Raw genomic sequence first — 22,480 nt, 5'->3', positions numbered from 1 at the left:
AGAAGGCGGCATGACCCGCCATCCCGGTTCCTGCCATTGCGGCGCGGTGACCTTCGTCCTCGAGGCGGAGATCGATCACCTGACGGCTTGCGACTGTTCCCTGTGCGTGAAGAAGAACGCGCGGATGGTGCGTGTCGCGGCGCAGGCCCTGACGATCCTGTCCGGCGAGGACCAGCTCGGCGCCTATGAGTGGAACACCCACCGGGCGCGGCACCACTTCTGCCGGACCTGCGGCATCTACGTCTTCCACCGCAAGCGGTCGGCGCCCGACCTCTACGAGGTCAATGTCTTCTGCCTGGACGGCTTTGATCCCTCGGGCCTGCCGGTGCGGGCCAGCGAAGGCGTGGGGATGTCGGTGGTGGCGGAGGGCGCGCGGGATGTCTGGCCGGGACCCCGGGGGGGCTGAGTCGGGGTTGCGGCCTTCGCCGCGCGGGGGTATGGCGCGGCCATGCTCGATGACCTGAAGGCGAACAACAAGGCTTGGGCCGCCCGCAAGGTTGCGGCCGATCCGGGCTTCTTCAAGCGGCTCAAGGGCCAGCAGGCGCCGGACTATCTGTGGATCGGATGTTCCGACAGCCGGGTCCCGGCCAACGAGATCGTCGATCTCGATCCCGGCGAACTCTTCGTCCACCGCAACGTCGCCAACCTCGCCCCGCCGCAGGACGCCAACTATCTCTCGGTGCTGCAGTTCGCGGTCGATGTGCTGAAGGTCAAGCACATCATGGTGGTGGGCCACTATGGCTGCGGCGGCGTGGCCGCGGCGGTGGACGGTCAAAGGCGCGGCTTGGTGGACCACTGGCTGCACCCGATACGTGAAGTCCACGAGGAGCACCGCTGCGAACTGGACGCCCTGGTCGGCGGCACGGCGCGGCTGGACCGCCTGTGCGAGCTGAACGTCATCCGTCAGGTCCAGAACGTGGCCACCGACGTCTTCGTCCAGGACGCCTGGGCCCGCGGCCAGAGCCTGTGCGTGCACGGCCTGGTCTATTCCCTGGAAAACGGCCTGTTGACCGACCTCAATGTGTCGGTGGGCGATCACTGCGAAGACTAGCGGCGGCCTAGGCGCCGCGTCGGCCAATTCCAGCTGGGCGGGGCCGAGCAGGCCGATCCGCCCGCGCCCGCCCATTCCTGACATCATCGCGCCGATGGCCGGCGGGCGCCTTCACGCCTGGGGCAGGATTAAGGACGTCGGAGCTCAGCCCGCCTCGTCCTGAGCGACCTCAGGTCAATTCCGCCGCTGTCCAAAGTCTAATTAGAGTATAACGAAATACAGATACAATTAAGCCCTTATTCACCGTGAAGATGAACTCGACTTTAAGTCCGAGGTGAGAAAACCCGCCTCGCAAGTTTCAACCTAAACAAAACACAAATTCAGTCGGGAAGAATTCTCATGAACAAGTTCGCCGCTCTCGCCCTCGCCGCCACCGTCTCCGCCTTCGGCATCTCCCCCGCCCTGGCCGCCGACGCCTCGCATGTGGACGTCCAGACCGTCCGCATCTCGCTGGTGGGCAAGACCGACGCCCAGGTCCGCGCCGAGATCCGCGACGCCGCCGCCACGGTGTGCGGCGAGACCGCCGGCGACTGCGTGACGACCTCGATGCGCAAGGCCAACGCCCAGTTCAACGCCATCACCCGCAAGCGCGCTGCGGCCGAGACCCCGACCCGCACCGCCAAGCTGGAAGACGGCCGCGCCGCCGTCGCCAGCGTCCGCGTCGCCCTGGTGGGCCGCTCGCCCGCCCAGATCGAGGCCGACATCAACGCCGCGGCCGACACCGTCTGCAAGGCCACCAACGACTCGGCCCCCGACTATCGCGCCTGCGTCTCCGGCGCGGTGCGCTCGGCGAAGTTCCAGCTGCGCCAGCTGGCCCAGGCCGAGCGTCCGACCCAGGTCGCCTCGCGTTAGGACCAGACACCTCCAAGCCTTCGAACCGCCGGCGCTGTCCTTCAGCGCCGGCGGTTTTCGTTTGGGCGCGCGCCTGCCGCCACGTCACACTTGGCCTGTGCGCCACGAGGCTTAGACTGGGGTCAACTGAGACCCGCGGGAGGAACCGACATGGCCGATTTCGGAAGCGACCTTGAGCTCGAGGAATTCCGCGGCCAGGCGCGCGCCTGGCTGGAGGCCAACTTCCCCGCCTCGCTGAAGGGCAAGGCCTTTCTTGCGGCGACCGAGGTGACCACCACCAACGCCGAACTCAAGGCTTGGCGTAAGGCCATCGGCCTGAAGGGTTGGGCCACGCCCACCTGGCCGGTGGAATACGGCGGCGGCGGTCTGACGCCCCAGCAGGCCCGGGTCCTGACCCAGGAGATGGGCAAGATCGGCGCCTTCAACCCGCTGATGTTCGGCATGGGCGTGACCATGATCGGCCCGACGATCCTGGACTACGGCACGGAGGCCCAGAAGAAGCAGCACATCCCGCCCATCGTGCGCGGAGAGGTCCAGTGGTGCGTCGGCTATTCCGAGCCCGGCGCCGGGTCGGATCTGGCCTCCCTGCAGATGAAGTGCGAGGACGTCGGCGACCACTACGTCATCAACGGCCAGAAGACGTGGACGAGCGGGGCCCAGTACTCCGACTGGTGCGGCGCCCTGGTGCGCACCGACTTCTCGGCCAAGAAGCATGAGGGGATCAGCTTCATGCTGATCGACATGCACCAGAAGGCCATTGATCCGCGGCCCATCGCCCTGATCGCCGGGGCCTCGCCCTTCTGCGAGACCTTTTTCACCGACGCGCGAGCCGAGAAGGACGGGCTGCTGGGGCCGCTGAACGGCGGCTGGACCGTGGGCAAGCGTCTGCTGCAGCACGAGCGGGCCAGCCAGACCGGCGCCTCCAACGGCGGCCGGGCCACGCCCCTGCAGGACATCGCCAAGCGCTATGTCGGCGTCGACGCCGCAGGCCGCCTGGCCGACAGCGACCTGCGCACCCGCCTGACCCGCCACCTGATGGACACCAAGATCCACGGCCTGACCCTGGCCCGGGTGATGGCGGAGTCCAAGGAGGCCTCGGGAGCCACCAACGGCGCCTCGGTGCTGAAGAACTCCGCCACCGCGGTCTCCCAGACGCGGGCCGAGCTGACCCTGGAGATCATGGGCCACCAGGGCCTCGGCTGGGCCGGCGACGACTTCACCAGCGAGGAGATCGAGACCGTGCGCGGCTGGCTGTCGGGCAAGGCCATGTCGATCTATGGCGGCTCCTTCGAGATCCAGAACAACATCATCTCCAAGCGCATCCTCAACCTGCCCGACACCACCCAGTCGACCTGACGATTTTCGCGCGGGGAATTCGGTTCGCCTTGGGGAAAGGCCCCCAAGGCGGAGCTGCACGCCCTGCTCGGCGATCCCGATCCCGGCCGGGCGCAGCGGGCCACCCAGGCCATGCTGCAGATGACGAAGCTGGACCTGGTGGCGATGCGCGCGGCGGCGGACGGCGCCTGATCACGAGGTCGTTCGTCATTCCGACTTAATCGGCGTGCTATGTCGGGGCTCATACATTGCGAGATCGCACCCCTTGCCGACCCCCGACACGCGCCCTTGGCGCAAGCGCCTGGCGGCCTACCAGCAGCCCAGCGCAGCCCGCTCCATCCTCGAAATCCTCCTGAGCGCCGTGCCCCTGGCGGCGATCTGGGGCGGCGCCTGGGTGGCGGCGGCCTTCGGGCTCTGGTGGCTGGCCCTGTTGCTGGCCGCCCCGGCGGCGGCGTTCCTGGTGCGGCTGTTCATGGTGCAGCATGACTGCAGCCACCGGTCCTTCTTCCGAAACCGGGCGGCCAACGACTGGATCGGCCGGGTGATCGGGGTGCTGACCGTGACCCCCTACGACTGCTGGCGTCAGACCCACGCCATCCACCACGCCACCTCCGGCGACCTCGACCGCCGGGGCCTGGGGGATATCTTGACCCTGACCGTGGCCGAGTACCGCGCCCTGCCATTCTGGCGCCGGCTGGGCTATCGCCTCTATCGCCACCCGGTGGTGCTGTTCGGGGTCGGGCCGGCCTATGTCTTCCTGCTGGAGCAGCGCCTGCCCAGCGGCCTGATGAAGGGCGGCTGGCGGCCCTGGCTCAGCGCCATGGGCACCAACCTGGCAATCGCCGCCTTCCTGCTGGTGGTGGGTCTGCTGGCCGGCTGGCAGGCCCTGCTGCTGGTGAACCTGCCCACCCTGGTGATCGCCGCCTCCATCGGGGTGTGGCTGTTCTATGTGCAGCACCAGTTCGAGGGCACCTACTGGGCCCGCCGCGGCGACTGGGACCTGACCGAGGCGGCGCTGAGGGGCGCCTCGCACTATCACCTGCCCGCGCCCCTGCGCTGGATGACCGCCAATATCGGGGTGCATCACGTGCACCATATCGCCAGCCGCATTCCGTTCTACCGGCTGCCCGCCGTGCTACGGGACCATCCGGAGCTCAGCGCGGTCAGCCGCCTGAGCGTGCCCCAGAGCCTGCGGGCCATCCCCCTGTCGCTGTGGGACGAGACCAGCGAGCGGCTGATCTCCTTCCGTCAACTGGCCCGCGCCGACCGCGCCGCGCGCGCCGCCTAATCCATCGCGCCCTGCTGAGCGGACGGCGCCGACCTCTTCGCGCCGGCTTTCGAGATTGTAATCTTGCAATGAGACGAGAGTCTCATTAAGGGTCGCCGCGACATCGCAAGCAAGGAGCACGAGAGATGGCGCTGACCCGTCAGGAGATGGATCGGAAGATCGACGAACACTTCGCCTTCGAGGCGGCCGACGACGTGGAGGGGGTGCTCTCCACCCTGGCGTCCGACGTCGAGCACGACATCGTCGGCTCCCCGACCGGCCCGACCCACGGGCCGGAGGGGGCGCGGCCCTTCTATGAGGGCCTGTTCGGCGACCTGGCCGACGGTCAGGTCAAGGTCCTCAAGCGGCTTTACGGAGAGGACTTCCTGGTGGACGAATCCCTTTGGTCCGGACGCGCGGTGGGGCGGCCCTTCGGCCTGGAGGGGCGCGGCCGGCCCCTGGCCTTCCGCCTGCTGCACGTGATCGAGTTCGCCGGGAGCGGCGACATCAAGCGCGAGAACGCGTGGCTCGACATGGGCGCCATCCTCCAGCAGCTGCCGCAGGACTGAGCATGGCCGTCCCCGTCAAGACCGGCCGCCCCAACCAGCGCAACCGCACCCGCAAGGACCTGCTGCAGGCGGCCGCCCGCCTGATGGCGGCCGGCCGCAAGCCCGACCTGGAGGAGATCGCCGCCGAGGCCCAGGTCTCGCGGGCCACGGCCTACCGCTATTTCCCCGGGGTGGAGGCCCTGCTGGTGGAGGCGTCCCTCGACGTCGTCACCCCCGAGCCGGAGGTCCTGTTCCAGGGCGCGGAGGGGGAGGGGCCCGTCGCCCGCGTCGAGCGGGTCAACCAGGCTCTGCACCAGATGATGGCGGCCAATGAGGGGCCGCTGCGGATGATGCTGATCAACGCCCTGGAGCAGTCCCTGAAGGCGGAAGACGCCGACACCCCCGCCCGCCAGAACCGCCGCACCCCCCTGATCCAGGCCGCCCTGGCGCCGGCCCGGGATCAGTTCGACCCTGTGGCCCTGGCCCGGCTGGAGGCGGCGCTCGCCCTCATCGTCGGCACCGAGGCCATGGTGGTGTTCAAGGACGTCCTGCGGGTCGACGACGCCGAGGCCCAGGCCGTGAAGTCCTGGGCCATCGAGGCCCTGGTGTCCGCGGCGCGGCGGAGGGACGCCTAGAGGTTCAGCTTCACCACCGCGGCGTCGAAGGCGGCCATCTCGGCGGCGGAGCCGACGGTGATGCGCGAGCGGGTGGGCCAGATGGGCCAGGAGCGGCCGATGGCGATATTCTCCTTGGCGAAGGCGGCCTGGACCTCCTTGGCCGGCTTCTTCCAGTCCACCATGAAGAAGTTGGCGTCGGCGGGCAGATGCTCGATCCCGCGCTTGTCCAGCAGGGCCAGGGTCTTGGAGCGCACGGCGATCATCTCGTCGCGCCGGGCCTTGATCAGCTTGGCCTCGGTGAGGCTGGCCGTGCCGCAGACCAGGGAGGGGTTGGGCAGGGCGTAGCTGGCCATCAGCCCGTCATAGCGCAGGGTCTTGGCCATCAGGTCGGGCCGCGCGATGGTCGCCCCCAGCCGCATGCCGGCCATGCCGAACAGCTTGGAGAAGGTGCGAAGGACGATCACCTCCTTGTCCTGGGCCGCCAGATAGGCGCCGGGCCTGGCCTCCGAGAAGTGGATATAGGCCTCGTCCAGCAGGACGACGGAGCCGGCCGGCTTGTTGGCGATCAGCCACTCCACGTCGGGCAGGCTGGTGGTGGTCGCGCTCGGATTGTTGGGGGTGCAGATGTAGTAGACGCCCGCGTTGGGGTCGGCGGCCAGCATGGCCCTCACGTCGTGGCCGTAGTCGGCCTTCAGCGGGACCTTGGCCACCTTCACCCCCATGTAGCGGGCGACGCTTTCGGCCAGCTCGAAGGTGGGGTCGGCGGTCACCAGGCCCCGGGTCGGCGAGCAATAGGTGACGATGATCCGGGCCATGGGATCGCTGGAGCCCGGCCAGGCCATGACGTGGCCGGGGGGCACGCCCTCCACCGAGGCCACCGCCTTGGCGAAGGCGTCGCGCTGGGCGCCGGTGTAGCGGTTGCCGGTGGCGATGGCCGCCGCCGCCGCCGCCGCGCCGGGCGCGAGCGGGCCGGTCCAGCACTCGTTGGCGCCGATCATCACCATGCCCTTGGCCTCCTGGGCGACGGCGGGCGCGGCGAGGGCCGAGCCGAGAGCCGGGGCGGCGGCGAACAGGCTCAGCACCTTGCCGATGCTGCGCCGCGAATAGCCGCGGCTGGTGAGGTCGGAGAGGGCCTCGTCGGAAAGCTCGGTGCGCGCGGTCATGTGGAAGTCCCCCAAGGCGTAGCCCTGGTGGGAGCTTAGGCGCGAGCCCGGCGCCGGCAACGGCCTGAGAGGCGCCTGAGGAGGGAAGGGCGCGACTGCACGTTTGTTGAGCTTCTCCCTGCCCGTGAAGGGGAGGGTGCGGCGCCCTTGACCTCTCCGGTCATCAGTTTATAGCTGGTCGGCAATATAGAGAGATGGCGATATATGCAGGCGGCCCAGATGGATCTCGTGTTCGGCGCGCTCGCCGATCCGACGCGGCGGGCGATCCTGGCGCGGCTGGCGGACGGGGAGGCGACGGTGAACGAGCTCGTCGCGCCCTTCGGCCTGGCGCAGCCGACCATCTCCAAGCATCTCAAGGTCCTGGAGGGCGCGGGTCTCGTCTCGCGGGGCCGCAACGCCCAGTTCCGGCCGGTGCGGCTGAACGCCAAGCCCCTGGCCGAGGCCGCCCGCTGGATCGGCGACTACCGCCGGTTCTGGGACGAGAGCCTCGACCAGCTCGAAGTCTATGTGAAGGGCCTGCAGGCCAAGGGAGAGCCGTCATGAGCCAATCCGAACCCGCCGCCGCGCGCGAACTGACCCTCACCCGCGTCATCGACGTCCCGGCGTCCCTGCTGTTCGAGGCCTATTCCCGGCCCGAGCACATCATGAAGTGGTTCGGTCCCGTGGGTTGGCCCGTGACCCTGGCCGAGATCGACTTCCGGGTCGGGGGCATGTTCAAGTTCGCCATGACCGGCCCCAGTGGGGTTCAGAACGAGCCCTTCGGCGGGACCTATCTGGAGATCGTTCCGGACAGGAAGATCGTCTACGACAACGGCTTCAACTTCGAGAAGATGATGGTGGTCACCGTCACCTTCGACGAGCTGGAGGGCGGGAAGACCAGGCTGACGATGCACACGGTGTTCGCCAGCGACGAGATGGCGAAGATGCATATCGGCGGCGGGTTCGAGGCGGGGACCAATTCCGGCCTGGATCAGCTGGAGGATCTGGTCGCCGACCTCGCCTCGCGGATCGGCGGCGGCTGACGGGCGCCGACTTGCGAATCTGATCATGGCCATGCGGCGAAATTATCGCTCGCGGTCTTGAGGCCGTCGCGGTCCGCCCCATATCGGTGGGGCGGGCCGGGCCCCTCTGACGATCGCCGTGATCGTGATGTCGGACCGCATCGGGTGCGCCCGATGCCGGGTCCATCTCCAGCCCCCGGCGCCGGGCGCATCCTCCCAACAGAGGAGGTATGCGACATGTCCCACAAACTCTCCAACAGGCGGCCCACGAGCGCCAGCCTGAAGACCGAGGCCTGGACCCCCGGCGACAAGCTGCAACTGGACGCCCTGGTGGGGGCCTGCGCCCTCGTGGCCCATGCCGACGGCTGGGTGACCGCCGAGGAGCGGCGGCGCCTGGTGGCCCGGGTCCAGGGCCTTCCGGCCCTCGGATTGTTCGGGGTGGATGAGGCGGTGCAGGCCTTCGAGGCCCTGATCGATCGCTTCGACAAAGACCCCGACGACGGCGAGGCGGTGGCCGAGGCGGCGATCCTGCGGCTGCGCGGGCGGCCCGGTCCCGCCTACCTGCTGGTGGCCGCGGCGTGCTCGATCGCCGCCGCCGACGGGGGCTTCGACGCCGAGGAGCGGGCGGCGATCCTGCGGATCTGCGATCTCCTGGACCTGGAGGCCGACGCCTTCGACCTGGTGGCCGCCAGGGGCCGGCGATGAGAGTCTCGGCCTCCGCGACTCCGGTGACCTGGCGGCGGCTTGAGCCCCTGGTCCTGGCCCAGGCCAGCACCCTGGCGGCCTCCCACGCCAGCTCCCCCACCGATCGGCCGGTGGAGGGGCCCGCGCCGGTGGCCTCCAACCTGGCGCCGCGCCGGGCCACCGGCCACACCCTGGACATCCGCGTCTGAGGCGGACGGGCTAGGGCCACCGCGGGCCGACCTGATTTCCTTTCGCCGGCGCGTGGCGACGCGCGCCGGCGACCCATCAATCCTTCAGCGGACCGGGCCCCTCTGACGATCGTGCTGATCGTGATGTCGGACCGCCCCGGGGCGTGATGCGCGCCCCTGTTTCGGGGAACAAGATCTTGGACACACTTCTCTCGCCCTTGCTGGGCAAGCCACTCTGGATGTGGCTGATCTTCGCCGCCGTGGTGATTATCCTGCTGGTGCTGGACCTGGGGGTGCTGCACCGGAAGCAGAGGACCATCGGGGTGCGCGAGAGCCTCGCCCTGTCGGCAGGCTACCTCTTGATGGGCCTGGGCTTCGGGGTCTGGGTCTGGGGCGAACTGGGGGCCCAGGCCGGGGTCGAATACCTGACCGGCTTCCTCGTGGAGAAGAGCCTGGCCCTGGACAATGTGTTCGTCATCGCCAGCATCTTCGCCGCCTTCGCCGTGCCCACGGCCTACCAGCATCGGGTGCTGTTCTGGGGCGTGCTGGGGGTGATCCTGCTGCGGGGCCTGATGATCGGGTTCGGCGCGGCCCTGGTGGCGCGGTTCGACTGGGCCCTGCTGGTGTTCGCGGGCTTCCTGATCCTGATGGGCGCCAAGATGTTCCTGGCCAAGGGAGAGGCCAAGGATCCGCGCGACAATGTCGTCTATCGCTGGGCCGCCTCCCATCTGCGGCTGACCGACGGCTTCCGTGGCTCACGTTTCATGGTGCGCGAGCCGGGGCCGGGCGGGCGGCAGGTGCTGTTCGCCACCCCGATGCTGATGGTGCTGGTGATCATCGAACTGGCGGACCTGATCTTCGCCGTCGACTCCGTGCCGGCGATCTTCGCCATCACCACCGACCCCTACCTCGTCTACACCTCCAACATCTTCGCCATCCTGGGCCTGCGGGCGCTCTACTTCGCCCTGGCCGCGGTGGTGGATCGCTTCGCCTATCTGAAGCAGGCCCTGGCGGCGTTGCTGGTGTTCATCGGCGGCAAGGTCTTCGTGGCCGAGGCCATGGGCTGGGAGAAGTTCCCGGCGCCGGTGTCCCTGGGGGTCACCGCCGCCCTGCTGGCGGGGGGGATCGGCTACTCCGTCTGGCGCACCCGGCGGCCGGCGGCCGCCGGCTGATGCGAGGGGCGCGCGGCGAAAGCGGCCTCGTCCCCTGGGCAGACCGCGTCGGCCCCCCTATGTGCGGGGACGCCCGGCGCTGGACCGGCGCGCCCAGTCCAAGGACCGCCCATGCCCTCGCTCTTCGATCCGCTCGTCATCGGCGACCTGACCCTGCCCAACCGGGTGATCATGGCGCCCCTGACCCGCAGCCGGGCGGGCGACAGCCGCATCCCCAACGCCCTGATGGCGACCTATTACGAGCAGCGCGCCACCGCCGGCCTGATCATCTCCGAGGGTGTGCCGGTCGATCCCATGGGGGTGGGCTACGCCGGCGTGCCGGGAATCTGGTCCGATGAGCAGACGGAAGGCTGGAAGCAGGTCACCGCCCGGGTGAAGGCGGCCGGCGGCCGCATCTTCATGCAGATCTGGCACGTCGGCCGCATCTCCGATCCGATCTTCCTCGACGGCCGCGCCCCGGTCGGTCCCAGCGCCATCGCCGCCAAGGGCCATGTCAGCCTGCTCCGTCCCGAGCGGCCCTATCCGACCCCGCGCGCCCTGGAGACCCGAGAGGTCCAGGACGTGGTGGAGGCCTTCCGCCTGGGCGCCCAGAACGCCCAGAAGGCCGGCTTCGACGGGGTGGAGCTGCACGGCGCCAATGGCTACCTGCTCGACCAGTTCCTGCAGGACAGCGCCAACCAGCGCACCGACCAGTACGGCGGCTCCATCGAGAACCGGGCGCGCCTCATGCTGGACTGCGCCGACGCGGCCATCTCCGTCTGGGGCGCCGATCGCGTGGGCATGCACCTGGCGCCGCGCGGCGACGCCCACAGCGTCGGCGACAGCGACCTGGCGGCCACCTTCACCCACGTCGCCACGGAGCTGGGCAAGCGCAAGCTGGCCTTCCTCTGCGCCCGCGAGGCCGAGGGCCCCGACAGCCTGGGGCCGCAACTCAAGAAGGCCTTCGGCGGGGTCTATATCGCCAACGAGAAGTTCACCAAGCAGAGCGCCCAGGCGGCCCTGGACGCCGGCTGGGCCGACGCCGTGGCCTGGGGCAAGGCCTATCTGGCCAATCCCGACCTGGTGGAACGCCTGCGCATCGACGCGCCCCTGAACAAGTGGATCCCCGAGACCTTCTATTCGCCCGGCGCGGAGGGCTATACCGACTACCCGTCCCTGGCGGAGCTGGCCCCCGTCGGCTGAGGCGCCGTTCCGGGGGCTTCCCGTGTGGCGAAGCTTCGGTCTACTCTGCCGCCATGGGTAGAGTGATCTTGCTGCTTGCGGTGGCCCTCTGGGGCGTGGGGACGGGCGCGCAGGCCGCGCCGGGCTGTTCGCTGATGAAGATCGCAGAGCTGCCGGTCAAGATGAGCGGGCTGCGGCCCATGGTGCCGGCCAAGGTCAACGGCCAGGACGCCCTGTTCCTGGCCGACAGCGGGGCCTTCTACAGCCTGATGAGCGAGAGCGCCGCGGCGCGGTTCGGCCTGAAGCGCGGCACGACGCCGCCCGGCCTGCTGGTGCGCGGCGTCAACGGCGCCGCCTCGGTCCAGATCTACACGGCCAAGGATTTCACCCTGGCCGACGTGCCCTTGAAGAATGTCGACTTCCTGGTGGGCGGCCGCGAGGTGTCCGACGAGGCCGCTGGCCTGCTGGGCCAGAACATCCTGGGCGCCGCCGACGTGGAATATGACCTGGCCAACGGGGTCATCCGGCTGTTCAAGCCCAAGGACTGCCCCGACAAGGCCAACCTGGCCTATTGGGCCGGCGGCAAGGTGGCCTCGGCCCTGGTCCTCGCGCCCACGACCCTGGCCGAGCCGCACATCACAGCCTCGGCCAGCGTCAACGGCAAGCCGATCCGGGTGTTGTTCGACACCGGGGCCTCCACCTCCGTCCTCAAGCTCTCGGCGGCCGAGCGGGTGGGGATTTCGCGGGACGACGAGGCGGTGCGCGGGGCGGGGATCGGCTACGGCCTGGGACGGCGGGGGGTGGAATCCTGGATCTCTCCGGTGGACAGCTTCGCGATCGGGCAGGAGCAGGTCAACAACACGCGGCTGCGGGTCGGCGACATCACCCTGGACGGCGCCGACATGCTGATCGGGGCCGACTTCTTCCTCTCCCACCGCATCTACATCTCGCGGACCCGCCGGCGGCTCTACTTCACCTACAACGGCGGTCCGGTGTTCAAGCTGGACCGGGAGACGCCGGTGGTCGCCGCGGCGGCGGCCCCATCGGCCAAGGCCGGGGACCCCGCCCCCGCCGACGCCGCCGAGCTCGGCCGCCGCGCGGCCGCCTACAGCGCGCGGCGCGACTTCCCCGCCGCGATCGCCGACCTGACGGCGGCCATCAAGCTGGAGCCGACGGTGGCGCAGCACTACTACGACCGCGCCGTCGCCCGATTGGGCGCCCAGCAGCCGATCCCGGCCATGGGCGACCTGGACCAGGCCCTGAAGCTGAAGCCCGAGGACGGACCAAGCCGGGTGCTGCGGGGCGAGCTGCTGCTGGCGAGCGGCGACACCGAGCGGGCCCGGGCCGACCTGGAGGCCGCCGCCAAGGCCGCCCCGAAGGACGCCATCCGCCTGCGGGTGGCCGGCGTCTATCAACGCGCCGACATGTTCGAGCCCGCCCTGGTCCACCTCGACGCCTGGATCGCCGCGGCCCTGCCCAAGCACGACCGGCTGGCGGAGGCCTATAACGCCCGCTGCTGGACCCGCGCCCTGTGGGGCCGGCAGCTGGACCTGGCCCTGAGCGACTGCAACGCGGCGATCAAGCAGGGCCTGCGCAACTCCGCGGTGCTCGACAGCCGCGGCCTGGTGCATCTGCGGCGCGGCGAGTTGCAGGAGGCCATCGCCGACTATGACGCGGCGCTGAAGCTGCAGCCGAAGTCGGCCTGGTCGCTCTATGGCCGGGGCCTGGCCAAGCAGAAGGCCGGGGCGACGGCGGCGGGCGCCGGCGACATCGCCGCGGCCCTGGCCCTGTCGCCGGACCTCGCCAAGGCGGGCAAGCGCTACGGCCTGACCGATCCGGTGGTGGCCTCCGGCGGCTGAGGGCGCCGAAAAACCGGGAAAAATCCGTCGCGATCGCGTAAGAGCCCGCCTGCGCCGTCCCAACCCCAGAGCCCGACACCCCTTGCCGTCTTCGTCCTCCCACCGCCTGTCCGTGGCCCCCATGATGGACTGGACCGACCGGCACTGCCGGGCGTTCCACCGGGTGCTGACGCGGCAGGCCCTGCTCTATACCGAGATGGTCACCACCGGGGCGGTGCTGCACGGCGACCGCGAGCGGCTGCTGGGGTTCGATGACGTCGAGCATCCCGTCGCCCTGCAGCTGGGGGGCTCGGAGCCGGCGGACCTGGCGGCGGCGGCGCGCATCGGCGCCGACCTCGGCTATGACGAGATCAACCTCAATGTCGGCTGCCCCTCCGACCGCGTGCAGAGCGGCCGGTTCGGCGCCTGCCTGATGCGCGAGCCGGAACTGGTGGCGCAGGGCATGGCGGCGATCGGTGCGGCGGTGTCGATCCCGGCGACGGTGAAGTGCCGCATCGGGGTGGACGACCAGGACCCGGAGGAGAGCCTGTTCACCCTGGTGGACCTCTGCGCCCAGGCCGGCGTCACCACCTTCATCGTCCACGCCCGCAAGGCCTGGCTGAAGGGCCTGTCGCCCAAGGAAAACCGCGACGTGCCGCCCCTGGACTACGGCCTGGTCCACCGGCTGAAGCGGGAACGGCCGGACCTGAGCATCGAGATCAATGGCGGGATCGGCTCCCTGGACGAGGCGCAGGCGCAACTGGCCCATACCGACGGGGTGATGCTGGGCCGGGCGGCCTATCATACGCCCGGCATCCTGGGGCAGGCCGACCGGCGGATCTTCGGAGCGGCGGCGGACGTCGACCCCTTCGAGGCCGTCGAGCTCTACAAGCCCTATATCGCCGGCCAGCTGGCCCGCGGCGTCCACCTGGCGGCGATCACCCGCCACATGCTGGGCCTGTTCCACGGCGCGCCGGGGGCGCGGACCTGGCGGCGGATTCTCACCGTCGAGAGCGTGAAGCCGGGCGCGGACCTCAGTGTGGTCGATGCAGCCCTGGCGGCCGTATCAGGGCTGAAGGATCAGCGCGGTGCGGGTCGCCTGGAAGCTGGAGAGGCGGCCTAGATAGGTCATGCCCAGCAGGGAGGCGTCGAGCCCCTTGTCCAGGACGAGGGCGTCGACATCGGCCAGCTTGGCGCCGGCCACCGAGACCGAGGCCAGCTTGACGGCGGCGGCCTTGGCCTCGCCGTTGGCGGTCATCACCTTGTAGGCGTAGTTCAGCTTGTCGGGATCGAAGCCCAGTCGCTGGGCGTCGGCGGCGGTTAGCGCCACGGCGCTGGCGCCGGTGTCCACCAGGAAGCGGACGCTGGAGCCGTTGACGTCGGCCTGGGCCCAGTAGTGGCCGTCGCTGGCCTTGGCGATGGAGGCCGCGCCGCCCACGGCGGGCGCCGGCTGCGGTTGCGGGTTGAACGAGGCGACCGCGGCGCGCAGGCCGTCGGAACGGGTCGTCGGGTCGAGACTGACCACCGCCTGGGCCGCGCCCACGGCCGACACCGCGCCGATCAGGGCCATGGCGGCCAACTTGATCATACCAGACACCCTCGCCACCCGGCGTTCGCGACCGTTCCCGGCCCTGTTGAACGGGCAGGTTACAAGGGCGGGTGTTTGCAACCGGTGAATCCGGACGCTTAATTCCGCCTTGGGCTAGCTGAAGATGGCCAGCTTCTCGGGGCGGATTCGTGACCGTCGCGTCGGCAATTCGGCCATGATCCGCGCGCGGTCCGCCTCGCTGAGCTTTTGCCAGGCGGCGACCTCGGTCAGTTCGCGATAGCAGCCCATGCACAGGCCGGTCTCGCCGTCGATGACGCAGACCTTGATGCAGGGGGTCTTGATCGGGGCCGGGGGGCGGGGGGGTGTGTCGCTCATGAGGGGATAGCGTAGGTCACCGTGGCCTGGGCCGCCAGTCGGTCCTCGCTCTCGGTCCAGAGGCGTACGTCGCAGACGGCGATGCGGCGGCCCAGGCGCAGGAAGCTGGCCTCGGCGTGCAGGTCGCCGGGGACCGCGCCGCGCAGGAAGTTCATCAGCAACGAACTGGTCACCGCCATCAGCTGGTCGCCGATATGGGCCAGGATCAGGGCGTAGGCGGCGGTGTCGGCCAGGCTCATCAGGTTGGGGCCGGCGATCACCCCGCCGGGGCGCAGCATGCCGGGGCCGTAGGGCCGCACGATGTGGGCGCGGCCGGGCGCCAGCTCGGTCACCTGGGGCAGGGCCTGGGGCGAGGCTTCGGGAAAGGCGCGCGCCATCAGGGCGTTCACGCCGGCGACGTCGAGCTTGAGGTCGGGCTGGGCCATATCCATGTTCTGCCGAAGGCCGCGTAACATTACAAGATGTTTATGTTACTTAAGTAACGTCGTTCGTCGATTAAGAATCCGTAATCTATCAATACTCAATGTTGCTGCGAATTCATTTGAAGCGTCACCGCCCCGAGAGCAGTTTCCCGTCATCTTAGTTCGAGGGAAAAACTCCATGCGTCTCGCCACTCTCACGCTCGCCGCCGTCACCGTGATGACCGCCGGCTCCGCCCTGGCCGCCGGTTCGGTGACCGATGTCGACTATCTGAAGGCCAGCCGCTGCCGCGGCATCGCCGGCGTCACCGCGCCCGACACCACCGCCCTCGACGCCTGGCTGAAGGCCGCCAGCAAGACCCGCGACTCCTCGGTCCTGGCCAAGGGCGCCAACACCCAGGACGCCGCTCGCCGCGAGGCCAAGACCACCAACCCCGAACGCAAGGCCCGCCTGGCCGCCGAGCTGAGCGGCCCCTGCCAAGCCTTCAAGGGCTAATCCCGACCCCACCGGTCCTTGATGTTGGAGCGCGTCCGGCCCCCCAGTCCGGGCGCGCTTTCTTTTTTGCAGCCGGCGCGCGGTGGGCCTTGCACGGACTCGACGGGAACCCGACCAAGGCGCAGGCTTTCTTGCAGCGTGCCGCGTAGTGGGGTTTCGAACGGGCGATGAGCGTACTGATCCCCGACGACACGGTCTGGCGCGTCGCGCGCGCCAACCGCGCGGCCTTCCTGGTGGACACCGAGGCCTATTACGCCGCGGTGTTCGAGGCGCTGCGCAAGGCCAAACGCTCGGTCCTGCTGCTGGGCTGGGGCTTCGATCCGCGCACCCGGCTGTTCCCGGACGGCCAGGAAACCCCCGACGATCCCGACGAGGCCGGCCGCATCTTGGTGGAGCTGTCGCGCGCCCGTCCCGACCTCGACATCCGCCTGCTGATCTGGAAGTCGGCCCTGCCGATCGCCGCCAGCCAGGAGTTCTTTCCCCACAAGGCCCGCAAGTGGTTCGAGGGCACCGGCGTGCATTTCCGCCTGGACGACTCCGTCCCCCTGGGCGCCTGCCATCACCAGAAGCTGCTGGTGGTGGACGACAAGCTGGCGATCTGCGCGAGCGGCGACATCTGCGTCGACCGCTGGGACACGCCGGGCCACCGCGACCATGAACCTCGCCGGATCATGCCCGACCAGGAGTGCCACGCGCCGCGCCACGAGGTGATGCTGATGGTGGACGGGCCGGTGGCCCGGGACCTGGGGGACCTGGCGCGGGAACGCTGGCTGCGGGCCACCAAGCAGGCCCTGTCGCCCCCGGCCGAGGTGGAGGGTGATCCCTGGCCGGCCCACGTCCCGGCCCACATCCTGGACATGGACGTCGGCATCGCGCGGACCCTGCCCAACTGGCGTCACGCCGCGCCGGTGGAGGAGATCCGCCACCTGACCCAGGTCTCGATCGCCTCGGCGCGGGACATCATCTACCTGGAGAACCAGTACTTCACCTCGCCCCTGGTCGCCGAGGCCCTGGCCGCGCGTCTGGCCGAGCCGGACGGGCCGGAGATCGTGCTGGTCTCCACCGGGGCCAGCCCCAGCTGGTTCGACCAGCTGACCATGGACCGCGCCCGGTCCAACATGCTGTGGCGCCTGCGGTCGGCCGACGTCTTCGGCCGCTTCCGGGCCTATTATCCGGTGACCCCGGCCGGGACCAAGATCATCGTCCACTCCAAGACCACGGTGATCGACGACACCCTGGCCCGGGTCGGCTCGGCCAACCTGAACAACCGCTCCGGGGGGTTCGACACCGAGCTGGAGCTGGCCATCGAGGCCACCACCGACCGGGCCCGGCTGAACATCGCGGCCTTCCGCGACCGCGCCATCGGCCACTTCCTGGGCTATACGGGAGACGCGGTGGGCAAGGCGCGCCAGGAGCGCGGCGGCTTCATCGCCGCCATCGACGCCCTGAACCGCGAGGGGCGGCTGTCGCCGATCCTGCCCATGAAGATGACCAAGTTCGGCGAGTTCATCGCCGCCTATCACCTGGGCGACCCGGTCAATGTCAGCGACTCCTGGCGGCCGGGACGCCGGCGCGAGCGCCTCTACGCCGAGGCTAGGTCGCTGGGCCAGCGGGGCCTGTTCACGGCGGGGGGGCAACCTCCGCCGCCGGCGAAACCTCGAAGTCCATGACCAGGGGCAGGTGATCGGACGCCGCCCGGGTCAGCGGGTTGAAGGGGGCGAAGACGTCGGTCACCCGGATCTGCGGACTGACGAACAGATGGTCGATCCGCAGCACCGGCAGGGCCGAGGGGAAGGTCGCCGTCGGCGACTTGCGCGGCGACAGCGGGCGCACCGGGGCGAGCTTGGCCGTCAGGGTGCGATAGACCACCGAGGTCGCGGTGGCGTTGAAGTCCCCCAGCAGGATCACCGGTCCCTTGCAGAGGGGGTGGCTCAGCCAGGCGGGTCCGGCGATGCAGGTGGCCTGGAGCTGCTGCTCCCGGGGCACCAGGCCCAGGTGGGTGTTGATGATCTGCACCGGCGCGCCGTCGATTTCCACCTGGATCCAAAGGGCGCCGCGAGGCTCCAGCTGCGGGATGCGGCCATAGCCGGGCAGGGGCCCGACCTGGACCAGGTGCTCGGGATAGGTGGTGAGGATGGCGTCGCCATAGAGCTCCTCCTCCACCTGCATGGCGGCGTGGAAGTGGAAGGCCATGTCCAGGCGCTGGGCGATCTCGTGGGCCTGGTCCACATTGTTGGTGCGCAGGCGGCCGACGTCCAGTTCCTGCAGGGCCACGATGTCGGGCTTCAGGGCGGCGATGACGTCGGCGATCCGGCCCACATCCAGTCGGCGGTCGGCGCCGACGCAGCGGTGGACGTTGTAGGTAAGGATTCGTGGCATGGCCCAGGGATGCGCGCCTCGCGCGGCCGAGGCAAGATGAGCAACGGCCGTAGAGCCTGTCCGTTTCAGATGGACTCATCTGGAACGGATAAACAGGCTCGTTCCTTTGAGTTAGAGCGTGACGGGCGCCTGAACCGGTGTCGACGTCAGGCTGTCACGCTCTAGCGCGGCGATGGTTCTCGCCGCGGACCGCCAATCGCCTGGAGACCGCCCATGATCTGGATCGCCCTGGCCGCGGCCTTGAGCGCTGCGCCCCAAGCGCCCGAGCGGCAGGGCCTGGCGGTGGTGCGCTGCCAGGTGAGCGCGGCCGGCGCCCTGCGCGCCTGCGTGGTGGTCTCCGAAACCCCGGCCGGCGCCAATGTCGGCGCCTTCGCCCTCAAGCTGGTGAAGGCCTACCGCATCCAGCCCCGCGACCGCCGGGTGAAGAACGGCGCCATCGTCATCCAGATGAAGTTCAAGCTGCCTTGACGCGGGGCGGCCCGCGCCCGGAGATAGGGCCCATGCAACCCACCGTCGACTTCATCCGCGGCCTGCCCAAGGCCGAGCTTCACCTGCATATCGAAGGCAGCCTCGAGCCCGAGCAGATGTTCGAGTTCGCCCGCCGCAACCGCATCGACCTGCCGTTCAAGAGCGTCGAGGCGGTCCGGGCCGCCTACGCCTTCTCCAACCTGCAGGACTTCCTGGACATCTACTACCAGGGGGCCGGCGTGCTGCAGACGGAGGAGGACTTCCGCGACCTGGCCCTGGCCTATTTCCGCCGGGTGGCGGCCGACGGGGCGGTCCACGCCGAGATCTTCTTCGATCCCCAGACCCATACCGACCGCGGCATCCCCTTCGCCGTGGCCGCCGAGGGGCTGCTGGCGGGCATGGCCCAGGCCCAGGCCGAACTGGGGATCACCTCCAAGCTGATCCTCAGCTATCTGCGGCACCTGTCGGAGGAGGCCGCCTTCGAGACCCTGAAACAGGCCGAGCCCTATCTGGACCGCATGGTGGGGGTGGGACTGGATTCCTCGGAACTGGGACATCCGCCCAGCAAGTTCGCCAAGGTCTTCAAGGCCTCCCGCGAACGGGGGCTGAAGCTGTCGGCCCATGCGGGCGAGGAGGGGCCGCCGGAATATGTCTGGGAGGCGCTCGATGGCCTGGCCGTCGACCGCATCGACCACGGCAACCGCTCCCTGGAGGATCCGGCCCTGGTCAAGCGCCTGGTGGCCGAGCGCATGACGCTCACCGTCTGCCCGTTGTCGAACCTGAAGCTCTGCGTCGTCGACGACCTGAGGAACCACCCGCTCAAGCGCATGCTGGACCTGGGGTTGAAGGCCACCATCAATTCCGACGACCCGGCCTATTTCGGCGGCTATCTGGCCCAGAACTGGATCGACACCACCCGGGCCCTGGACCTCACCCGCGACCAGCTCGCGATCCTCGCCCGCAACAGCTTCACGGGGTCGTTCCTTGCGCCCGACGAGATCGCCGCCAGGGTGGCGCAGGTGGACGCCTACGTGGCCAAGGCCTGACCCCTCGCTTCGCCGGGCACGAGCGGTTCGGCGAAGTTTTGGATGACGCTGACGTCAACGTCATCTTCCCAAGCCAGGGGCGTTTGCGTATGGTCCGGCCGCACGCAATACGCTGTAAGCGGAAGCGCCAGGGAGCCTTGTGATGAACCTCGATTTTTCGCCTGAAGACAACGCCTTCCGCGAGGAGGCTCGCGCCTTCATCGCCGAGAACTATCCCAAGGCGCTGCGCGAGAAGCAGGACCGCGGCGAGACCCTGGGTCGTGAGGACTACCTGTCCTGGCACCGCATCCTGGCCAAGAAGGGCTGGTCGACGCCGTCCTGGCCCAAGGAGCTCGGCGGGACCGATTGGACCCCCACCCAGAAGTACATCTGGTCCGAGGAACAGGCCCGGGCCGACACCATCGGCATCCTGCCCTTCGGCGTCGCCATGCTGGCGCCGGTGCTCTACACCTTCGGCACCCCGGAGCAGAAGGCGAAGTTCCTGCCCGACATCCGCGACGGCAAGATCTGGTGGTGCCAGGGCTATTCCGAGCCCGGCGCCGGCTCCGACCTCGCCTCCCTGAAGACCCGCGCCGAGCGGATCACCGGTGACGACGGCAAGGAATACTACCTGGTCAACGGCCAGAAGACGTGGACGACGCTGGGTCAGCACGCCGATTGGGGCTTCTTCCTGGTCCGCACCGATCCCGACGCCAAGCCCCAGGCCGGCATCAGCTTCCTGCTGATCGACATGAAGACCCCGGGCATCACCGTGCGGCCGATCATCACCCTGGAGGGCGGCCACGAGGTCAACGACGTCTTCCTCGACAATGTGAAGGTGCCCGTCGAGAACCGCGTCTTCCACGAGAACCAGGGCTGGACCTGCGCCAAGGCCCTGCTGGCCCACGAACGCTCCGGCATCGCCGGGGTGGCGCGCTCCAAGCGCGGCCTGGAACGGGTCCGCGAGATGGCGTCGACCGAGCTGTCGGACGCCGGCGGCGCCCTGATCGCCGACCCCTTTTTCAAGCGCAAGGTGGCCGAGCTGGAGATCGACCTGACGGCGCTGGAATTCACCGAACTGCGGACCCTGGCCGGCGAGAGCAGCGGCAAGGGCCCGGGCACCGAGAGCTCGATCCTCAAGATCAAGGGCACCGAGATCCAGCAGCGCCTGCAGGAACTGGCCCTGGAGGCCGCGGGTCACTACGGCGCGCCGTTCCTGGGGGAGGGCGGCCACAACTCCGGCGTCGGCCCCCTGCATGCCATCGACACCGCCGGCGACTACTTCAACGGCCGCAAGACCTCGATCTATGGCGGCTCCAACGAGATCCAGCGCAACATCATCGCCAAGATGGTGCTGGGCCTCTAACCACCGACGTAAGAACACTGACGGGCCGCCAGGGAGGACGCCGGCGGCCCCTACCCTTGGGGACGAACGATGGATTTCAGCTTCACCGAAGAACAGTCGATGCTGCGCGACACCGTCGCCAGCTACCTGGCCGACAACTACAGCTTCGACCAGCGCCGCGCGGCGCTGAAGACCGAGGCCGGCTGGCGGCCGCAGGTCTGGAAGGCCTTCGCCGACGAGCTCGGCATCTTGGGGGCGTCGTTCTCCGAGGCCCAGGGCGGCCTGGGCGGCGGGACCACCGACAACATGGTCATCATGGAGGAGCTGGGTAAGGCCCTGGTGGTGGAGCCCTACCTGCCCACCGTGGTGATCGGCGGCGGCTTCCTCAAGCACGGCAAGCCGGCCGGGGCCGACGACCTGATCGGCAAGATCATCGCCGGCGACGCCATCTTCGCCTTCGCCTATGCCGAGCCCCAGGGCCGCTACACCTGGAGCGACCTGAAGACCACGGCCAAGAAGGACGGCGCGGGCTATGTCATCAATGGCCACAAGGCCGTGGTGATCGGCGCCCCCTACGCCACCCATCTGATCGTGACGGCCCGCACCGGCGGCGGCCAGCGCGAGGCCCAGGGCGTGTCGGTGTTCGTCGTGCCGAAGACCGCCAAGGGCGTCACCACCCGGGACTATCCCACCGTGGACGGCTTCCGCGCCTCGGAGGTCTATTTCGAGAACGTGGCCGTCGGCGCCGACGCCATCGTCGGCCCCGAGGGCCAGGCCCTGCCGCTGGTGGAGCAGGTGATCGACGAGGCCATCGCCGCCACCTGCGCTGAGGCCTGCGGCGTGCTGCGCCAACTGCACGAGGGCACGGTGGAATACGCCCGCCAGCGCAAGCAGTTCGGCCAGCCGATCTCCAGCTTCCAGGTGCTGCAGCACCGGATGGTGGACATGTTCATCCAGCTCGAACAGTCGATCTCCATGACCTACATGGCCGACATCAAGCTCAGCGAACCGGCCATCGAGCGCGCCAAGGGCGTGTCGGGCGCCAAGGTGCAGATCGGCAAGGCCTGCAAGTTCGTCGGCCAGAACGCCATCCAGATCCACGGCGGCATGGGCATGACCGACGAGATGGCCATCGGCCACTACTTCAAGCGCGCCACCATGATCGAGGGCGCCTTCGGCTCCACCGACCATCACCTGGCCCGCTACGAGACCCTGTCGCTCGGCAAGGCGGCCTAGGACTCAAGCGCTCCTTCTCCCCGTTCGGGGGGAAGGAGCCGCTCGCGCCGCGCCCGCGAATATAGGCCGTACACGAATTATTCCAGACAGAGTTCTTCCGGTGCGATTCCGTGTCGAATTGGGCTCCCCGAGCGGTGTGTCCTGGGCGCGACACCTCGCCGCGATCGGCTATGCGAACGTGAATTCAAATCGCATAAAATCAAAGACCTATGGGATATTCCGTAGGCTGATTTAGTCCGTGAGCGGATCTTTTTCTTGCATTTTTCGAGCGTCGGCGGACCCTGAGACTCCGACGCGCTGACGACTAGGAG

The 22,480-nt window shown here is 69.2% G+C and carries 26 protein-coding genes; 21 read left to right on the top strand and 5 right to left on the bottom strand.

What is annotated here, in order from left to right:
• Window positions 1-10: 10 nt before the first annotated feature.
• The 7 genes from AC1RN5_RS11540 to AC1RN5_RS11510 all read left to right on the top strand — a co-directional run bounded on the left by AC1RN5_RS11540 (window position 11) and on the right by AC1RN5_RS11510 (window position 5,688).
• Complete coding sequence (locus tag AC1RN5_RS11540; protein WP_493041285.1) at window positions 11-406, top strand: GFA family protein; 396 nt, start codon at window positions 11-13, stop codon at window positions 404-406.
• Window positions 407-448: 42 nt separating this feature from the next.
• A complete protein-coding gene (locus tag AC1RN5_RS11535; protein ID WP_493041284.1) occupies window positions 449-1,051 on the top strand; it encodes a carbonic anhydrase in 603 nt (200 codons plus the stop codon).
• 339 nt (window positions 1,052-1,390) lie between these two features.
• Window positions 1,391-1,903: a hypothetical protein gene (locus AC1RN5_RS11530; RefSeq protein ID WP_493041283.1), complete on the top strand. Its 513-nt coding sequence runs from the start codon at window positions 1,391-1,393 to the stop codon at window positions 1,901-1,903.
• A gap of 150 nt (window positions 1,904-2,053) precedes the next feature.
• Window positions 2,054-3,259 (top strand): acyl-CoA dehydrogenase family protein, encoded by a 1,206-nt coding sequence (locus AC1RN5_RS11525; protein WP_493041282.1) that lies wholly within the window; start codon window positions 2,054-2,056, stop codon window positions 3,257-3,259.
• 244 nt (window positions 3,260-3,503) lie between these two features.
• The gene (locus AC1RN5_RS11520; RefSeq protein ID WP_493041281.1) at window positions 3,504-4,526 is read left to right on the top strand and encodes a fatty acid desaturase; all 1,023 of its coding nucleotides are present in this window, start codon (window positions 3,504-3,506) and stop codon (window positions 4,524-4,526) included.
• 125 nt (window positions 4,527-4,651) lie between these two features.
• The gene (locus AC1RN5_RS11515) at window positions 4,652-5,074 is read left to right on the top strand and encodes an ester cyclase (RefSeq protein ID WP_493041280.1); all 423 of its coding nucleotides are present in this window, start codon (window positions 4,652-4,654) and stop codon (window positions 5,072-5,074) included.
• A 2-nt stretch (window positions 5,075-5,076) separates the two neighbouring features.
• A complete protein-coding gene (locus tag AC1RN5_RS11510; protein ID WP_493041279.1) occupies window positions 5,077-5,688 on the top strand; it encodes a TetR/AcrR family transcriptional regulator in 612 nt (203 codons plus the stop codon).
• Here the strand turns inward: AC1RN5_RS11510 and AC1RN5_RS11505 are convergent.
• Window positions 5,685-6,833: a pyridoxal phosphate-dependent aminotransferase gene (locus tag AC1RN5_RS11505; RefSeq protein ID WP_493041278.1), complete on the bottom strand. Its 1,149-nt coding sequence runs from the start codon at window positions 6,831-6,833 to the stop codon at window positions 5,685-5,687. The two genes, AC1RN5_RS11510 and AC1RN5_RS11505, sit on opposite strands and share 4 nt — an antisense overlap.
• A gap of 219 nt (window positions 6,834-7,052) precedes the next feature.
• Here AC1RN5_RS11505 and AC1RN5_RS11500 point away from each other — a divergent pair, with 219 nt between their 5' ends.
• The 8 genes from AC1RN5_RS11500 to dusA all read left to right on the top strand — a co-directional run bounded on the left by AC1RN5_RS11500 (window position 7,053) and on the right by dusA (window position 14,000).
• A complete protein-coding gene (locus AC1RN5_RS11500; RefSeq protein WP_493041277.1) occupies window positions 7,053-7,376 on the top strand; it encodes an ArsR/SmtB family transcription factor in 324 nt (107 codons plus the stop codon).
• Entirely contained in the window at window positions 7,373-7,855 is a 483-nt protein-coding gene (locus AC1RN5_RS11495) for an SRPBCC family protein (RefSeq protein WP_493041276.1), read from the top strand. The genes AC1RN5_RS11500 and AC1RN5_RS11495 overlap by 4 nt, the downstream gene beginning before the upstream one ends.
• Before the next feature lie 216 nt (window positions 7,856-8,071).
• Window positions 8,072-8,539: a tellurite resistance TerB family protein gene (locus tag AC1RN5_RS11490; protein ID WP_493041275.1), complete on the top strand. Its 468-nt coding sequence runs from the start codon at window positions 8,072-8,074 to the stop codon at window positions 8,537-8,539.
• A complete protein-coding gene (locus tag AC1RN5_RS11485; RefSeq protein ID WP_493041274.1) occupies window positions 8,536-8,727 on the top strand; it encodes a hypothetical protein in 192 nt (63 codons plus the stop codon). Before AC1RN5_RS11490 ends, AC1RN5_RS11485 begins: the two co-directional genes overlap by 4 nt.
• Before the next feature lie 176 nt (window positions 8,728-8,903).
• Window positions 8,904-9,878 (top strand): TerC family protein, encoded by a 975-nt coding sequence (locus AC1RN5_RS11480; RefSeq protein WP_493041273.1) that lies wholly within the window; start codon window positions 8,904-8,906, stop codon window positions 9,876-9,878.
• Window positions 9,879-9,989: 111 nt separating this feature from the next.
• On the top strand, window positions 9,990-11,060 hold the full coding sequence (locus AC1RN5_RS11475; protein WP_493041272.1) for an alkene reductase: 1,071 nt from the start codon (window positions 9,990-9,992) through the stop codon (window positions 11,058-11,060).
• 62 nt (window positions 11,061-11,122) lie between these two features.
• Entirely contained in the window at window positions 11,123-12,898 is a 1,776-nt protein-coding gene (locus AC1RN5_RS11470) for an aspartyl protease family protein (RefSeq protein WP_493041271.1), read from the top strand.
• Window positions 12,899-12,980: 82 nt separating this feature from the next.
• The gene (gene dusA, locus AC1RN5_RS11465) at window positions 12,981-14,000 is read left to right on the top strand and encodes a tRNA dihydrouridine(20/20a) synthase DusA (RefSeq protein ID WP_493041270.1); all 1,020 of its coding nucleotides are present in this window, start codon (window positions 12,981-12,983) and stop codon (window positions 13,998-14,000) included.
• Here dusA and AC1RN5_RS11460 read toward each other — a convergent pair.
• From AC1RN5_RS11460 to AC1RN5_RS11450, 3 genes are all read right to left on the bottom strand, one after another.
• Entirely contained in the window at window positions 13,944-14,465 is a 522-nt protein-coding gene (locus AC1RN5_RS11460) for a TIGR02281 family clan AA aspartic protease (RefSeq protein ID WP_493041269.1), read from the bottom strand. The two genes, dusA and AC1RN5_RS11460, sit on opposite strands and share 57 nt — an antisense overlap.
• A 114-nt stretch (window positions 14,466-14,579) precedes the next feature.
• Window positions 14,580-14,801: a DUF1289 domain-containing protein gene (locus AC1RN5_RS11455; RefSeq protein ID WP_493041268.1), complete on the bottom strand. Its 222-nt coding sequence runs from the start codon at window positions 14,799-14,801 to the stop codon at window positions 14,580-14,582.
• Window positions 14,798-15,226, bottom strand: a complete 429-nt coding sequence (locus AC1RN5_RS11450) for a PaaI family thioesterase (protein ID WP_493041267.1) — start codon at window positions 15,224-15,226, stop codon at window positions 14,798-14,800. Before AC1RN5_RS11450 ends, AC1RN5_RS11455 begins: the two co-directional genes overlap by 4 nt.
• Before the next feature lie 175 nt (window positions 15,227-15,401).
• Between AC1RN5_RS11450 and AC1RN5_RS11445 the strand changes: the two genes are divergently transcribed.
• Together AC1RN5_RS11445 and AC1RN5_RS11440 are read left to right on the top strand one after the other, a co-directional pair.
• Window positions 15,402-15,716 carry a hypothetical protein gene (locus AC1RN5_RS11445; protein WP_493041266.1) on the top strand — a complete coding sequence of 105 codons (315 nt, stop codon included), beginning with the start codon at window positions 15,402-15,404 and terminating at the stop codon, window positions 15,714-15,716.
• 167 nt (window positions 15,717-15,883) lie between these two features.
• On the top strand, window positions 15,884-17,386 hold the full coding sequence (locus AC1RN5_RS11440; protein WP_493041265.1) for a phospholipase D-like domain-containing protein: 1,503 nt from the start codon (window positions 15,884-15,886) through the stop codon (window positions 17,384-17,386).
• Here AC1RN5_RS11440 and AC1RN5_RS11435 read toward each other — a convergent pair.
• Complete coding sequence (locus AC1RN5_RS11435; protein ID WP_493041264.1) at window positions 17,337-18,095, bottom strand: endonuclease/exonuclease/phosphatase family protein; 759 nt, start codon at window positions 18,093-18,095, stop codon at window positions 17,337-17,339. The two genes, AC1RN5_RS11440 and AC1RN5_RS11435, sit on opposite strands and share 50 nt — an antisense overlap.
• Before the next feature lie 213 nt (window positions 18,096-18,308).
• Here AC1RN5_RS11435 and AC1RN5_RS11430 point away from each other — a divergent pair, with 213 nt between their 5' ends.
• From AC1RN5_RS11430 to AC1RN5_RS11415, 4 genes are all read left to right on the top strand, one after another.
• Window positions 18,309-18,563 carry a hypothetical protein gene (locus AC1RN5_RS11430; protein WP_493041263.1) on the top strand — a complete coding sequence of 85 codons (255 nt, stop codon included), beginning with the start codon at window positions 18,309-18,311 and terminating at the stop codon, window positions 18,561-18,563.
• 32 nt (window positions 18,564-18,595) lie between these two features.
• Window positions 18,596-19,609, top strand: a complete 1,014-nt coding sequence (locus AC1RN5_RS11425; protein ID WP_493041262.1) for an adenosine deaminase — start codon at window positions 18,596-18,598, stop codon at window positions 19,607-19,609.
• 142 nt (window positions 19,610-19,751) lie between these two features.
• Window positions 19,752-20,954 carry an acyl-CoA dehydrogenase family protein gene (locus AC1RN5_RS11420; RefSeq protein ID WP_493041261.1) on the top strand — a complete coding sequence of 401 codons (1,203 nt, stop codon included), beginning with the start codon at window positions 19,752-19,754 and terminating at the stop codon, window positions 20,952-20,954.
• A gap of 69 nt (window positions 20,955-21,023) precedes the next feature.
• Entirely contained in the window at window positions 21,024-22,169 is a 1,146-nt protein-coding gene (locus tag AC1RN5_RS11415) for an acyl-CoA dehydrogenase family protein (RefSeq protein WP_493041260.1), read from the top strand.
• The last annotated feature ends 311 nt before the right edge of the window (window positions 22,170-22,480 follow it).

It is taken from the genome of Phenylobacterium sp. GW821-FHT12F10 (assembly GCF_058806695.1).
This window is presented reverse-complemented; position numbering and strand designations above follow the sequence as displayed.

Excerpts from the sequence above, each read along its gene's own strand:
- AC1RN5_RS11540 (WP_493041285.1), top strand. The coding sequence starts at position 11 with ATGACCCGCCATCCCGGTTCCTGCCATTGCGGCGCGGTGACCTTCGTC.
- AC1RN5_RS11535 (WP_493041284.1), top strand. The coding sequence starts at position 449 with ATGCTCGATGACCTGAAGGCGAACAACAAGGCTTGGGCCGCCCGCAAG.
- AC1RN5_RS11530 (WP_493041283.1), top strand. The coding sequence starts at position 1,391 with ATGAACAAGTTCGCCGCTCTCGCCCTCGCCGCCACCGTCTCCGCCTTC.
- AC1RN5_RS11525 (WP_493041282.1), top strand. The coding sequence starts at position 2,054 with ATGGCCGATTTCGGAAGCGACCTTGAGCTCGAGGAATTCCGCGGCCAG.
- AC1RN5_RS11515 (WP_493041280.1), top strand. The coding sequence starts at position 4,652 with ATGGCGCTGACCCGTCAGGAGATGGATCGGAAGATCGACGAACACTTC.
- AC1RN5_RS11510 (WP_493041279.1), top strand. The coding sequence starts at position 5,077 with ATGGCCGTCCCCGTCAAGACCGGCCGCCCCAACCAGCGCAACCGCACC.
- AC1RN5_RS11505 (WP_493041278.1), bottom strand. The coding sequence starts at position 6,833 with ATGACCGCGCGCACCGAGCTTTCCGACGAGGCCCTCTCCGACCTCACC.
- AC1RN5_RS11500 (WP_493041277.1), top strand. The coding sequence starts at position 7,053 with ATGGATCTCGTGTTCGGCGCGCTCGCCGATCCGACGCGGCGGGCGATC.
- AC1RN5_RS11495 (WP_493041276.1), top strand. The coding sequence starts at position 7,373 with ATGAGCCAATCCGAACCCGCCGCCGCGCGCGAACTGACCCTCACCCGC.
- AC1RN5_RS11490 (WP_493041275.1), top strand. The coding sequence starts at position 8,072 with ATGTCCCACAAACTCTCCAACAGGCGGCCCACGAGCGCCAGCCTGAAG.
- AC1RN5_RS11485 (WP_493041274.1), top strand. The coding sequence starts at position 8,536 with ATGAGAGTCTCGGCCTCCGCGACTCCGGTGACCTGGCGGCGGCTTGAG.
- AC1RN5_RS11475 (WP_493041272.1), top strand. The coding sequence starts at position 9,990 with ATGCCCTCGCTCTTCGATCCGCTCGTCATCGGCGACCTGACCCTGCCC.
- AC1RN5_RS11460 (WP_493041269.1), bottom strand. The coding sequence starts at position 14,465 with ATGATCAAGTTGGCCGCCATGGCCCTGATCGGCGCGGTGTCGGCCGTG.
- AC1RN5_RS11455 (WP_493041268.1), bottom strand. The coding sequence starts at position 14,801 with ATGAGCGACACACCCCCCCGCCCCCCGGCCCCGATCAAGACCCCCTGC.
- AC1RN5_RS11450 (WP_493041267.1), bottom strand. The coding sequence starts at position 15,226 with ATGGCCCAGCCCGACCTCAAGCTCGACGTCGCCGGCGTGAACGCCCTG.
- AC1RN5_RS11445 (WP_493041266.1), top strand. The coding sequence starts at position 15,402 with ATGCGTCTCGCCACTCTCACGCTCGCCGCCGTCACCGTGATGACCGCC.
- AC1RN5_RS11440 (WP_493041265.1), top strand. The coding sequence starts at position 15,884 with ATGAGCGTACTGATCCCCGACGACACGGTCTGGCGCGTCGCGCGCGCC.
- AC1RN5_RS11435 (WP_493041264.1), bottom strand. The coding sequence starts at position 18,095 with ATGCCACGAATCCTTACCTACAACGTCCACCGCTGCGTCGGCGCCGAC.
- AC1RN5_RS11430 (WP_493041263.1), top strand. The coding sequence starts at position 18,309 with ATGATCTGGATCGCCCTGGCCGCGGCCTTGAGCGCTGCGCCCCAAGCG.
- AC1RN5_RS11425 (WP_493041262.1), top strand. The coding sequence starts at position 18,596 with ATGCAACCCACCGTCGACTTCATCCGCGGCCTGCCCAAGGCCGAGCTT.
- AC1RN5_RS11420 (WP_493041261.1), top strand. The coding sequence starts at position 19,752 with ATGAACCTCGATTTTTCGCCTGAAGACAACGCCTTCCGCGAGGAGGCT.
- AC1RN5_RS11415 (WP_493041260.1), top strand. The coding sequence starts at position 21,024 with ATGGATTTCAGCTTCACCGAAGAACAGTCGATGCTGCGCGACACCGTC.